This window comes from Sphingosinithalassobacter tenebrarum, from assembly GCF_011057975.1.
GTDB classification, from domain to species: domain Bacteria; phylum Pseudomonadota; class Alphaproteobacteria; order Sphingomonadales; family Sphingomonadaceae; genus Sphingomonas; species Sphingomonas tenebrarum.
In genome coordinates this window covers 3,512,929-3,524,836 of record NZ_CP049109.1, presented here as the reverse complement: position 1 = coordinate 3,524,836, position 11,908 = coordinate 3,512,929, and the positions used below count along the sequence as shown (strand labels likewise).

Below are 11,908 nucleotides of genomic sequence, written 5' to 3'. Positions count from 1 at the left end.
GGGCAGGGCAATGGCTGTGAGGTGTCGGGTATTCCCCCCCTTGCAGGGAAGGAACTTGTCAGCGCTCGCTCAGATAATAACGGTCCTGCGCGACCAGATCGTCGTCTAGGTCATAGACGATCGGCTGCCCGGTCGGGATTTCCAGCCCGGTGATCTCCTCGTCCGAAATCCCCGAGAGATGCTTGACCAGCGCGCGCAGCGAATTCCCGTGGGCGGAGATCACCACGCGCTTGCCGGCCTTGAGCTCGGGCGCGATGCGGCTTTCCCAATAGGGCAGCACGCGGGCGATCGTGTCCTTCAGGCTTTCGGTGTCGGGAATGTCGATCCCGGCATAGCGGCGGTCCTTCTTCAGATCGAACGGGCTGCCCGGCTCCATCGGCGGCGGCGGCACGTCGAAGCTGCGGCGCCAGATATGGACCTGTTCGTCGCCATGCTTGGCGGCGGTCTCCGCCTTGTCGAGCCCGGTAAGGCCACCATAGTGCCGCTCGTTCAGCCGCCAGTCCTTCTCGACCGGCAGCCACAGCCGCCCCATCGCCTCCAGCGCGATGTTGAGCGTCTTGATCGCGCGCGTCTGATAGCTGGTGAAGCAGAGATCGAAATCGAAACCCTTTTCGGTGAGCAGCTCGCCCGCCGCCTGTGCCTCGGCGACGCCCTTTTCGGTCAGGTTGACGTCCCACCAGCCGGTGAAACGGTTTTCGAGGTTCCAGGCCGACTGGCCGTGGCGGATCAGGACGAGCGTGGGCATGAAGTCTCCCGGTCTGGTTCTGCCTGCCCGCGATGCGCGGACATCGGTTCGACGCCTCTGTAACGCGTGCTACGCTCAGGGCAACTTGCGCGGCATCCCCGGACCGTGGCAAGGCGAAGCGATCAATTGTTATAATAGCAATACAAAAGGAGCCCGATATGCGGATCGAACGCCAGACCATCGTTCATGACGGCCCCGGCGGCCCTTTCGAAGCGCTGGCGGTGTTCGATGCCGACGCGGCGGGACCGCGCCCGATCGTGCTGCTCTTTCCCAATGTGCTGGGGCTGAAGGAAGCCGATTTCGAAAAGGCCGAAGCGCTTGCCGCGCTCGGCTATGCGGTATTCTGCGCCGACGTGTACGGGCAGGGCAAGCGCACGACGCGTCAGTCGCTAAACCCGGCGGCCTATATGGACGAGCTCAACAATGATCGCGTCCTGATGCGCGAACGGCTGCAGGCCGCGTTCGAAACTGCCCGTGCGATGCCGCAGGGCGATTCGACCAGGGTCGCGGCGATCGGCTTCTGCTTCGGCGGCAAATGCGTGCTCGATCTGGCGCGCAGCGGCGCGGACTTCGCCGGCGGCGTCAGTTTCCACGGCGTCTATGATCCCGCGCCGCAGGGGCATGGCGGGCCGATCGTGGCGAAGCTGCTCGTCTGCCACGGCTGGGACGATCCGATCGCGCCGCCCGAGGCGACCGTGGCGCTGGCGAAGGAACTGACCGATGCCGGCGTCGACTGGCAGCTCCATGCCTATGGCAATACCGCCCACGCCTTTACCGACAAGGATGCCGACATGGTCGAACGCGGCGTCTATTACGTCGAATCCGCCGACCGCCGCAGCTGGCGCGCGATGGTCGGTTTTCTCGAGGAATGTTTCGCGTAGTTCCTCCCCGAGCTTGTCTCGGGGAGGGGGACCATGCGTAGCATGGTGGAGGGGCCGGCGACGCAGTCGCCGCTGACGCGGCGCCCCTCCACCACGCTGCTGCGCAGCGCGGTCCCCCTCCCCCAGCAAGCTGGGAGAGGAATTAAAGCACTTTCGTCATGAACACATTGAACTCGCTCGCCACATAGTCCCCGAACGGGCCGCAGGCCTCGAACCCGTGCGCGCGATAGAGCGCATGCGCGGCATCGAAGGCCGCGCCCGTTCCGGTCTCCAGGCTCAGCCGCGCATAGCCGCGCTCGCCCGCCGTCTTCAGGATATGCGCCAGCATCTTCCGCCCGACGCCCCGGCGCAGCGCGGCGGGCGCGGTCCGCATCGATTTGATCTCGCCGTGATCGGGCGCGATTTCCTTCACCGCGCCGCAGCCGAGCAGCGTTTCGCCATCCCAAATGGTCCAGAACGTCACATCGGGCGTCGCCAGCCCCGACAGGTCGAGGAAATGGCACGATCCGCACGGCGAATTTGCCAGCATGCCCGCGAAATGCAGCTCCAGCAGGGCGATCACATCGGGATGATCGAGGCCGCCCTGCCGAATCTCCATCAGAGGTCGTCCACGAATCCCGCCAGCGTGTCGAGGCACGCATGGGCGAGCTGTTTGCACCGGTCGGGCGACCAGCCCTGTTCGGCGTCGGGGCTGGGATCATGGTCCTTGAACGGCATTTCCAGCGTCATCGCCACCGCGCCGAACCGCTCGGCGACCTGATTGGTCGACATCGACAGGTTCGCCTTGCCCGGCGCCGCCTTGTCATATCCCTGTTCGAGCTGGAACAGCGGCGTCGCGGCCGTCAGGCGGCGGCCGAACTCGTAATATTTCTCGCCCTGCGCGTCGGTCCAGCTCGGAATCCCTTCGAAGCCGGCGAGGAAATTGGCCGGAATCGCCTCGTCGCCATGCACGTCCATCGCGAAGGCGCAGCCGGTTTCGTCCATCGCATTGCGAATGGCGAGCACTTCGGGGCTCTTCTCGGCCGTCGGCGCATGCCATTCGCGGTTGAGGTTCACCCCCGCCGCATTGGTGCGCAGATGCCCGCGCCGCGACCCATCGGGATTGGCGTTGGGCACGATGTGCAGCGTCGCCTTTTCGCGCAGTGCCTTGGCGGCGGTGTCGGCGGGATCGGTGAGCTTTTCGAGCGCGCCTTCCATCCACCATTCGGCCATGCTCTCGCCGGGATGCTGGCGGGCATAGAGCCACACCTGCTTTTCGCCGGTGCCGATCGTCAGGCAATCGAGCGGCTGATCGTCGAGCGTGCGCCCCAGCTCGCGATGCGAAACGCCGGGCATCAGCGCGATCCGGCTCACCAGATCATGATGACGCTCCATCGAATAGGGCGCGAAATAGGCGAACCAGGCGATGTCGCTGTCGAATCGATGGGTGAAGGTGAGGACGCCGTCTGTGTAATCGGTGTCGGTCATCCGCCACAGCTGCCGGTCTATCGAAACGCGCGTGCGATAGCCCGGCCAGCCGAACGCATAGGCCGACCCGCCCGCATTCACGATGCGGAAGGTGACGGTCTTTCCCTTCGCGCCCGACGCACGGAAGTGAAACCATTGATAGAAGTCGGACTGATGATCCTTGACGATCTCAAGGTCGACACGGTCGCCTTCGATCCCGACCAGGCGGATGTTGCCGCTGTCGAACGCGGCGCAGATCTGAATACTCATTCCACCGTGATAGTGATGCCCGACTCTCCCGGAAAGCCCTTGAACAACGCCCCGGCGAGTCGATCGGGCGAAGGCTGCGTCTCGGGCACTTCATCGAGCGAGCGCGTTTGCGCGCGGCCTTCCCACACGGTGGTGCCGTCGCCGCGACGGCGCAGATGCACCGACAATTCGGAAATGATGATGTGCCGGTCCTTGCCGCCCAGCCCGATGCTCGCGCCGCCGCCGAGGCCCACATTGCCGCTCGACGTGCCGCCACCCAGCCCGATCGTCACCGGCGAGCGTTCGCGGAGCACGCCCGCGTCGGCGCGACGAAAGGCGATGCCCGCGACATAGTCCGATTCGCTGCCGTCGGGCACCGGGGTATATCCCAGCGACTGGAGCTGCGCGGCGACGGCATCGGCATAGCGCCGGTAATCGACGCTGATCTCCTGCGTGCTCGACAGCGGTTCGATCGTGACCGTGCCTTGCGGGATCGGCGTGCCGAGGTGATAGCGCGTGGCGTCCACCGGCTGCAGCCGGTTCATTCCGCTGGTCGTGCACGCCCCGGTCGCCAGCGCGGCAAGGGCAATGGCAAGGGTGGCGAGGCGGTTCATCGGCGTCCCTTTCTGTGGCGCACCTTGTCTGTGGCGCAGGCGTAACGGCTTTCGCAAGGGCTCAACCCGGTGGCGCCCGAGTCGGTTCCGCGCCATCCGCGTCGCCGCCGTCCCGCCGCTTTGCCTTGACTTACGGCGGCCGCGACTATAGGCGGTCGCCTCTTTCCGGCATTCCATAAATTTTACGAGAAGTGAGCTCGGTCATGAAGATCGTGAACAGCCTGAAGTCGCTCAAGGATCGGCATCGCAACAACCGCGTGATCCGCCGTCGCGGGCGCATCTACGTCATCAACAAGACCAACCGTCGTTTCAAGGCCCGCCAGGGCTGAGCATCGGCGTGCGTCCGACGGCGGTCATATTCGACGTCGGCAACGTTTTGTATCGCTGGGAGCCGAGAGCTCTCTACGAGCGCCTGATCGACGACGATCAGGCGCTTGACGCGTTTCTGGAGAATGTCTGCACGAAAGAGTGGCATTTCCAGCATGATGCCGGGCGCGATTTCGCCGACACCAGCGCGGAGCTGACGCAGCAATATCCGCAGCATGCCGAACTGATCGCCGCCTGGGGGCCGCGCTTCAACGAGCAATTGCCGGGGCCGGTGCCGGGCATGCCGCAAATCGTCGCCGATCTCCATGCCGCGAAGGTGCCGATTTTCGGCATCACCAATTTCAGCCATGAATTCTGGCCGCCGTTCCGCGGGCGCGAGGAAGCGGTGTTCGCGCCGTTCCGCGACATCGTCGTGTCGGGCGAGGAACGGATGGTGAAGCCCGATCCCGCTATCTATGCGCTCGCGCTCGACCGATTCGGGCTCGAAGGGCCCGACGCCGTGTTCGTCGACGATTCGCCGCCCAATGTGGATGCGGCGCGCGACGCGGGCATCCACGCGGTGCTGTTCACCGGGGCGGAGGATTTCCGCGCGGAACTGGAGCGGCTCGGGCTGCTCTGAGCCGGCGAGCGAGCGAGTTTCCCCTCATGCTTCGTCGGTAGAGAATACGCTCCCGTCATCCGCCGCGATATGCGGGGCCGAATGCAGCTCGGGCGCGGTTGCCGGCCAGCGCGCACCGAGCAGGCGGCCCTTGGCGATCTTGGCGATGCTCACCTTGTTGGACTGGTTGCCACCCAGCACATAGAAATCGCCGTTCGGGGTCTGTGCGGCATAGAAGCCGACATGGCCCTTCCAGCCATTGGGGCTGCCGCGCCAGAAGACCAGCACCGCGCCGACCTGCGGCGGGCAGGGCGCTCCGAATCTCATCCAGTTGCGCGCGCCCAGCGGATTAGTCGGCAACGGCTCGCGCGCCATGGTCGCGGCGACGCAATGCGCCACGAACAGGCCGCACCAGGGTATATCGTCCGAGCCATAGGGGATGCCGGCATCGCTGGCCCATTCCAGGATTTCGGGATTGCTGCGCGAGGATGTGTCCTCGCGCACGCCGAGCAGATGGCGCGCCTCCTGGAACCAGGGAAAGGCCGGATCGTCGACCGGGTTCGGCTGCGCGGTGTCGCCGAACAGCGCCTTGCGCGTATTCGGTCCGACGATGCCGTCGATCAGCAGGTCGGAGGCGGCCTGAAAGGCGCGCACCGCAGCTTCGGTTCGTCGGCCCCAGATGCCATCGACGGGCCCGGGGTCGAAGCCCTTGCGGGCGAGCGTGTGTTGAATCTTGACGACTTCGTCGCGCGAATAGCTCGGCATGATCTCGGCTCCCGAAAAGCAGGGTTGCTGAAAACGCGGTTACGGTGCGCCCGAGATCGTTCTGGATTCGATATGGTGTTCTAGCAGCTATCCCCGCCCGCGCAATTCGTCGCCCAGCAGCCGCACGACATGGACGACATTGGTCGCGCCGGGCGTGCCGAAGGGAACGCCCGCGCACACCACCATCCGCTCGCCCGCTTCGGCGATGCCGTGGCGCAGCGCCATGCGCTTGGACTTGGCGACCATTTCCTCGAACGATTCGACGTCGCGGGTATGCGCGGCGTGGACGCCCCATAGCAGCCCCAGCCGCCGCGCGGTTTCCAGCTTCGGCGTCAGCACGAGTATCGGCACCGAGGGACGCTCGCGGGCGATGCGCCGCGCGGTCGATCCCGAACTGGTGAAACAGACGATCGCCGACGCCGAAACGGTCGCCGCGATCGATTTCGCGGCTTCGGCGATCGCGTCGGCGGTGGTGGGATCGGGGCGCGTGACGGTGAAATGCACGCGGTCGCCATGCGCCGGGTCCTTTTCGACCGAATCGGCGATCGAATTCATCATCGAAACCGCTTCGACCGGATAATCGCCCGCGGCGCTTTCGGCCGACAGCATGATCGCGTCGGCGCCGTCATAAACCGCGGTCGCGACGTCGGACACTTCGGCGCGGGTAGGGCTGGGCGAAGTGATCATCGATTCGAGCATCTGCGTCGCGACGATCACCGGGCGGCCCATCCGGCGCGATACCTCGACGATGCGCTTCTGCAGCGGCGGCACCGATTCCGGCGGCAGTTCGACGCCCAGGTCGCCGCGGGCGACCATCACGCCGTCGCACATCTCGACGATTTCCTCGAGCCGCGCGATCGCGCTGGGCTTTTCGATCTTGGCGAGCAGCGCAGTGCGCCCGCCGATCAGCTTGCGCGCCTCGGCCAGATCCTCGGGCCGCTGGACGAAGGAAAGCGCGATCCAGTCGACACCCTGATCGACCGCGAAGGCAAGGTCACTGCGATCCTTGTCGGTCAGCGCGGCCATCGGCAGCACCACGTCGGGAACGTTGAGGCCCTTGCTGTTGGAAAGCTTGCCCCCGACCTCGACTCGAGTCGTGATCCAGTCATGCCCGTGCGAAGTGACGCGCAGCACCAGCTTGCCGTCGTCAAGCAGCAGCCGCGCGCCTTCCTCGATCGCTTCGAAGATTTCGCGATGGGGCAGCTCGACTCGACTCGAATCGCCCGGCGTCGGATCGCGATCGAGCGTGAATTCATGGCCCGATGCCAGCATCACCGATCCTTCGGCGAACTTGCCGACGCGCAGCTTGGGGCCCTGCAGATCGGCCAGGATCGTCGTCGGCCGCCCGGTTTCCCGTTCCAGCGCGCGGATCGCCGCGATCACCGGAATCTTCGAATCCTGGTCGCCGTGGCTCATGTTGATGCGAAAGGCATCGGCGCCCGAGGCGAACAGCCGGGCGATCATTTCCGGCGAGTTGCTGGCCGGCCCCAGAGTCGCCAGCACGCGAACCTTGCGGGAACGGGGCGTCATGGCGGTTTGCATTTCGGCCTTGGTCATCGGGCATCCTCGCCTTGTACGCGCCCGGCTCTACTCATAACTCGGAACGGATCAACCACGGAGGCGACCATGACCGATCTCAATACGCTGGACGACAAGGTGGCGGCAGCGGCGTTCCGGCGGCTGGTGCGCCACCTGCGCCACCGCACCGACGCGCAGAATGTCGACATGATGGGGCTGTCCGGTTTCTGCCGGAACTGCCTGTCGGACTGGATCGCCGAGGCGAGCGCCAAACAGGGCACGCCGCTGGCGAAGGACGAGGCGCGCGAAATCATCTACGGAATGCCCTATGCCGAGTGGAAGTCGAAGCATCAGGAGCCGGCGTCTCCCGAACAACTCGCCCGGATGAACGAGAGCGTCGCCAAAAATCTCCATGACAGCGAATTGCTCGACGAAGCGCTCGATCAGAGCTTTCCGGCGAGCGACCCCCCGTCGATGACCGATCCGGCCAGCTGAAGGCGGCAATCAGTCCTGCCCGGTGCCCAGCGGAACGAACAGGCTTTGCTTGTGCGTGCGCTTGGCGAAGCGGGTTTCATAGCGCTGCACCGCCGGGTCCTGCTGCAACAGCCGGTCGGTGAGCGCGTTGAAGTCGTTCATGTCGCGTGCGGAGATCAGCAGCGCCAGGTCATATTGGCCGCTGATGTCGAGCAGCGTCTGCACTTCGGGAGTGGCGGACAGCCGCTCGCGCAGGGCGCCGAGGCCGCGTTCCTCGGCATGCTCGCGGACCTGGACCAGCACCAGGGCATTGAGCCGCGCATCGGTGAAGTCGCACGCCAGCACGGCGACATCGGCGCGGATCACGCCTGATTCGCGCAGCCGCCGCACCCGCCGCGTGATTGCCGAGGCCGACAGCGCGACATGATCCGCCAGCCGTTCGGCGGTCATCAGGGCATCCTGCTGCAGCAGTTCAAGCAGTTGCAGATCGAACGAATCAAGCCGCTCGGACGAACGAAAACTGGCGGAAGTGCTGCGCATGTTGAAATATTATGCCGAATTTAGGCGTATTGCCTAGATAAAACGCCTGCAGTTCGCAGCAGAATCGGTTACGTTGACCACATCTGTAATCGAAACGAGTCGCTGGGGACAGGGTGATGAAGGCGTATCGGCTCGCGGCACTGGCCGCGGCGTTGCTGGCTTGCGGTGCAAGCGCGAGCGCGGGGGAAGTCTCCGCCACGGATGGCGGAACGACGGGACGCGACGGCGACCGGCCCACGCATTGCGTAGAGGACGATTCCGGGCGCCAGGTGCCGGCCAGGCATCGTGGATCGCGAGCCCGTCGCGATGGCGGCCGTGCCAGCGACGATCGCAGGCCCGCCTGCCGCGTCGGCGTGCTGCTGATGGGCGATCCCTGCGGCGGGAAGGCGCGGCTTCCGCTGCAATGAACCGGGAAGGGGGCGGACGAAACGGCCGGCCGTCACCTGCCGTGGGCGCATCGGGCGATTCGCAGCGTTGCCCTTCGCCGCGCTTGGCCCTAGACGCGCTCGCTCACCATCTGGGAGCATGACATGAGCGACGTGATCGCCGCCGACCAGCTGCGCCTGTTGATCGAGCGCATCGAGCGGCTGGAAGAAGAGAAGAAGGGCATCGCCGACGACATCAAGGACGTCTATAACGAAGCCAAATCGACCGGCTTCGACGTCAAGACGATGCGTCAGATCGTCCGTCTGCGGAAAATGGAAAAGCACGACCGCGACGAAGCCGAAGCGCTGCTGGAAACCTACAAGAACGCGCTGGGTCTCGCTTGATCCCTGCCTCCCGCCGCCTCACATGAGGCGCGGGACCAGCATGGGAGAACCGCAATGATTCTCAGCACGACCAACAGCATCGAAGGCAAGGCCGTCACGCGCTATCACGGCATCGTCGCGTCCGAAGTGATCCTCGGCGCCAATGTCTTCCGCGACATTTTCGCCGGGATCCGCGATTTCGTCGGCGGGCGTTCGGGCAGTTATGAAAAGCCGCTGCGCAAGGCGCGCGAAATGGCGTTCGAGGAAATTTCCGATCAGGCGAAGGACGCGGGCGCCAACGCGGTGATCGGCATCGATATCGATTACGAAGTCATCGGCGAGCAGGGTTCGATGCTGATGGTGTCGATTTCGGGCACGGCGGTGACGGTGAGCTGATCGCGATTTCGGCAAGCTCCGTTTGCACCGAGCCTCTCGGCGATGCTCGAGACATGCTTGTCCAAGTGCCGCTTTTTCTTCTAGGTGCGGGCCGGAAGAAGGGCGGGGCTTCGACAGGCTCAGCCCACACGGATTTCATGGAAAACCAATGGCAGGCCATTCCAAGTTCAAGAACATCATGCACCGCAAGGGTGCGCAGGATAAGAAGCGCAGCTCGCTCTTTTCCAAGCTCAGCCGCGAAATCACTGTGGCGGCGAAGATGGGCACGCCAGACCCGGACATGAACCCGCGCCTGCGCGCGGCGATCAACGCCGCCAAGGCGCAGTCGATGCCCAAGGACAATATCCAGCGCGCGGTCGACAAGGCGAGCGGCGGCGATACCGAGGCCTATGAGGAAATCCGCTATGAAGGCTTTGGCCCGGCGGGCGTTTCGCTGATCATCGAGGCGCTGACCGACAACCGCAATCGTACCGCGACCAATGTCCGCACCGCGATGAGCAAGAATGGCGGCAATCTCGGCGCCTCGGGTTCGGTGACGCACGGCTTCGACCGGCTCGGCCTGATCACCTATCCCGCCGATGTCGCCGACGAGGAAAAGGTGTTCGAAGCCGCGCTCGAAGCGGGCGCCGACGACGTCACCTCGAACGACGAGGAATATGAGATCTGGACCGAGGCCGAGGCGCTGCACGAAGTCGCCGGCAAGCTCGAACCGATCCTTGGCGAGGCGGGCGGCGCGAAACTCGCCTGGCGGCCGCAGACGACGATCGATGTCGGTGAGGGCGACGCGCAGACCCTGTTCAAGCTGATCGACGTGCTGGACGATGATGATGATGTCCAGACCGTGTGGGGCAATTACGAAGTCAGCGACGAAGTGATGGAGAAGCTGGGCTGAGCGCAGGCCGGCCGCTGCCATGCTGATCCTCGGGCTCGATCCGGGGCTGGGCACCACGGGTTGGGGGCTGATCCGCGCCGAAGGCAATCGCCTGTCGCATATCGCCAATGGTCGGTTGAAGACCGACGCGAAGGCACCGCTGCCCCGGCGCCTCGCGCATCTCGACATGCAGCTTGCCGCGCTGATCGCCGATCGCGCGCCCGATGCGGCGGCGGTCGAGGAAGTGTTCGTCAACGCCAATCCGCAATCGACGCTCAAGCTGGGGCAGGCGCGCGGCGTGGTGATCTGCGCCGCCGCGCGCAGCGGCATCGATGTCGGCGAATATGCGGCGCGGCTGGTGAAAAAGGCCGTGGTCGGCGTCGGCAATGCCGACAAGACGCAGGTCCATGCGATGGTCGCGCGGCTGCTGCCCGGCGTGAGGATCGACGGCGCCGACGCCGCCGACGCGCTCGCGGTGGCGATCTGCCACGCGCACCATCTGGCAAGCGCCCGCGCGGTGCTGCGCTAGAGGCGCGTCGCCGACATCGCGCTGTATGCGGTCAGCCAGGTGATCGCGGCATGCGGCGAAAGGAAGAGCTCGCGCTGCATCTTTTCGGCCGTGCGCTTCAGTTGCGCCTTGATCAGCGAGGATTGCACGATCATCGCGACGCGATCATGCTTGCGAAGCAGCTTGTCGGTTTCCGCCAGAATGAGGCTGATGCCATGTTCGCAGAATATCGCCGTCTCGCGCAGGTCGACCAGCGCCAATATCGATTCTCCGCGATCGCGAAACGGGCGGATCAATTCGTCGAGCCATACGAAATGGGCAAGCAATTGCGCCGGCTCGCCGGTTCCGCGCACGGAGACATGAATAACGCCGGTCCGGGGATCCAGCCTGGCCGATAAGTCGGCCGCTCCCGGTGCCGGGCGTCGGCCACACTGCATCGGTTCGGCCTGTTCAAAACGCTGCGTGTTAAACACTCCGCACTCTCCCCACATTCCCGCGCCTTGCAGGAAGCGGAATTCCCGGAGCGCATCAGCGGATTAGCACGGCTGCGAAACGACCCGGAATCGGGGAATGTCCGTAAGCAGTATCCCGGAACCGGTGTCCCCGCGCCGCGCCGGCATGCCTGGCGATGTCGGGGCGCTTGCCGCCTCAGTTGGCGATAAGGTGATCCTGGCGATAGGCCGTCAGCCAGGTCATGGCCGCGTTCGGCGAGAGGAAAAACGCCGCCCGGGAATGGGAGACCGCGCGTTTCATCTGCATCTTCAGCAATGACGAGCTGGTCAGCACCGCGAGGCGATCGGCATCGGCGAAGCAGCGGCGCCCCTCGATATTGACGAGCTGCGCGATTTCCGGCGGCTGTGTTTCCGCATTGCGCAAATCTCTCAGCACCAGCACCTGCTCTCCGCGTGCACGGACCTGCTCGATCATCCGGCGGATGCGGCTGAAATGGATCAGCAGCTTTTCGCGTTCCCAAAGCCCGCTTGCCACGGTCCTGATGACGCCGTTTGCGCTATCCATCGATACGTCGAGGACGCGCGGATTGACGCTCGGCACGGGAACGAAGTCCGGCCGGCGAGGGAGTTCCGTCTTTTCAGCTGTTGCGTAATCGCTGTTGCGCACTTCGGTTCCGCCCTTTGTCGTCGCGTCGATATCGAATTCCTGTTCTTCCCGAATAGCGGGGATCGGCGGACAGCTGTGCTGGGGTCTTCTACGTAGGCATGCCCGTGT

The 11,908-nt window shown here is 64.9% G+C and carries 18 protein-coding genes; 9 read left to right on the top strand and 9 right to left on the bottom strand.

Going from position 1 to position 11,908, the window contains the following annotated elements:
- Positions 1-58: 58 nt before the first annotated feature.
- A complete protein-coding gene (gene gpmA / locus G5C33_RS17570; RefSeq protein ID WP_165328336.1) occupies positions 59-745 on the bottom strand; it encodes a 2,3-diphosphoglycerate-dependent phosphoglycerate mutase in 687 nt (228 codons plus the stop codon).
- Positions 746-903: 158 nt separating this feature from the next.
- Between gpmA and G5C33_RS17565 the strand changes: the two genes are divergently transcribed.
- Positions 904-1,626, top strand: coding sequence for a dienelactone hydrolase family protein (locus tag G5C33_RS17565; protein ID WP_165328335.1), 723 nt, complete (start codon positions 904-906; stop codon positions 1,624-1,626).
- A 142-nt stretch (positions 1,627-1,768) separates the two neighbouring features.
- Here the strand turns inward: G5C33_RS17565 and G5C33_RS17560 are convergent, their stop codons facing one another.
- From G5C33_RS17560 to G5C33_RS17550, 3 genes are read right to left on the bottom strand one after another with little or no spacing between them, the layout of a single operon-like run.
- Positions 1,769-2,224 carry a GNAT family N-acetyltransferase gene (locus G5C33_RS17560; protein ID WP_165328334.1) on the bottom strand — a complete coding sequence of 152 codons (456 nt, stop codon included), beginning with the start codon at positions 2,222-2,224 and terminating at the stop codon, positions 1,769-1,771.
- Positions 2,224-3,342: a M14 family metallopeptidase gene (locus G5C33_RS17555; RefSeq protein ID WP_165328333.1), complete on the bottom strand. Its 1,119-nt coding sequence runs from the start codon at positions 3,340-3,342 to the stop codon at positions 2,224-2,226. The genes G5C33_RS17560 and G5C33_RS17555 overlap by 1 nt, the downstream gene beginning before the upstream one ends.
- Positions 3,339-3,935, bottom strand: coding sequence for a DUF4136 domain-containing protein (locus G5C33_RS17550; RefSeq protein ID WP_165328332.1), 597 nt, complete (start codon positions 3,933-3,935; stop codon positions 3,339-3,341). The genes G5C33_RS17555 and G5C33_RS17550 overlap by 4 nt, the downstream gene beginning before the upstream one ends.
- Positions 3,936-4,138: 203 nt before the next feature.
- Between G5C33_RS17550 and ykgO the strand changes: the two genes are divergently transcribed.
- Positions 4,139-4,264 (top strand): type B 50S ribosomal protein L36, encoded by a 126-nt coding sequence (ykgO, locus tag G5C33_RS17545; RefSeq protein WP_165328331.1) that lies wholly within the window; start codon positions 4,139-4,141, stop codon positions 4,262-4,264.
- A gap of 2 nt (positions 4,265-4,266) precedes the next feature.
- Positions 4,267-4,881 carry an HAD family hydrolase gene (locus tag G5C33_RS17540; RefSeq protein WP_165328923.1) on the top strand — a complete coding sequence of 205 codons (615 nt, stop codon included), beginning with the start codon at positions 4,267-4,269 and terminating at the stop codon, positions 4,879-4,881.
- A 24-nt stretch (positions 4,882-4,905) separates the two neighbouring features.
- Here the strand turns inward: G5C33_RS17540 and G5C33_RS17535 are convergent, their stop codons facing one another.
- Both G5C33_RS17535 and pyk read right to left on the bottom strand, forming a co-directional pair.
- Entirely contained in the window at positions 4,906-5,625 is a 720-nt protein-coding gene (locus G5C33_RS17535; protein WP_165328330.1) for an NlpC/P60 family protein, read from the bottom strand.
- Between the two features lie 87 nt (positions 5,626-5,712).
- Positions 5,713-7,167: a pyruvate kinase gene (gene pyk, locus G5C33_RS17530; protein WP_165328922.1), complete on the bottom strand. Its 1,455-nt coding sequence runs from the start codon at positions 7,165-7,167 to the stop codon at positions 5,713-5,715.
- A gap of 84 nt (positions 7,168-7,251) precedes the next feature.
- On the opposite strand from pyk, the gene G5C33_RS17525 reads away from it, so the two are divergent.
- Positions 7,252-7,638, top strand: coding sequence for a DUF1244 domain-containing protein (locus G5C33_RS17525; protein ID WP_165328329.1), 387 nt, complete (start codon positions 7,252-7,254; stop codon positions 7,636-7,638).
- Positions 7,639-7,647: 9 nt separating this feature from the next.
- Here the strand turns inward: G5C33_RS17525 and G5C33_RS17520 are convergent, their stop codons facing one another.
- On the bottom strand, positions 7,648-8,157 hold the full coding sequence (locus G5C33_RS17520) for an Lrp/AsnC family transcriptional regulator (RefSeq protein WP_165328328.1): 510 nt from the start codon (positions 8,155-8,157) through the stop codon (positions 7,648-7,650).
- A 116-nt stretch (positions 8,158-8,273) separates the two neighbouring features.
- On the opposite strand from G5C33_RS17520, the gene G5C33_RS17515 reads away from it, so the two are divergent.
- The 5 genes from G5C33_RS17515 (at position 8,274) to ruvC (ending at position 10,702) form a co-directional block, all read left to right on the top strand.
- Positions 8,274-8,564 carry a hypothetical protein gene (locus G5C33_RS17515; RefSeq protein ID WP_165328327.1) on the top strand — a complete coding sequence of 97 codons (291 nt, stop codon included), beginning with the start codon at positions 8,274-8,276 and terminating at the stop codon, positions 8,562-8,564.
- 123 nt (positions 8,565-8,687) lie between these two features.
- Positions 8,688-8,927: a DUF2312 domain-containing protein gene (locus G5C33_RS17510; protein WP_165328326.1), complete on the top strand. Its 240-nt coding sequence runs from the start codon at positions 8,688-8,690 to the stop codon at positions 8,925-8,927.
- A gap of 54 nt (positions 8,928-8,981) precedes the next feature.
- Positions 8,982-9,302, top strand: coding sequence for a heavy metal-binding domain-containing protein (locus tag G5C33_RS17505; protein ID WP_165328325.1), 321 nt, complete (start codon positions 8,982-8,984; stop codon positions 9,300-9,302).
- Positions 9,303-9,450: 148 nt separating this feature from the next.
- A complete protein-coding gene (locus G5C33_RS17500; protein WP_165328324.1) occupies positions 9,451-10,194 on the top strand; it encodes a YebC/PmpR family DNA-binding transcriptional regulator in 744 nt (247 codons plus the stop codon).
- A 19-nt stretch (positions 10,195-10,213) separates the two neighbouring features.
- Positions 10,214-10,702, top strand: a complete 489-nt coding sequence (ruvC, locus tag G5C33_RS17495) for a crossover junction endodeoxyribonuclease RuvC (RefSeq protein ID WP_165328323.1) — start codon at positions 10,214-10,216, stop codon at positions 10,700-10,702.
- On the opposite strand, the gene G5C33_RS17490 is transcribed toward ruvC, so the two are convergent.
- Positions 10,699-11,034, bottom strand: a complete 336-nt coding sequence (locus tag G5C33_RS17490; protein WP_165328322.1) for a hypothetical protein — start codon at positions 11,032-11,034, stop codon at positions 10,699-10,701. The two genes, ruvC and G5C33_RS17490, sit on opposite strands and share 4 nt — an antisense overlap.
- Before the next feature lie 295 nt (positions 11,035-11,329).
- Complete coding sequence (locus G5C33_RS17485) at positions 11,330-11,698, bottom strand: hypothetical protein (protein WP_165328321.1); 369 nt, start codon at positions 11,696-11,698, stop codon at positions 11,330-11,332.
- Positions 11,699-11,908: the final 210 nt, after the last annotated feature.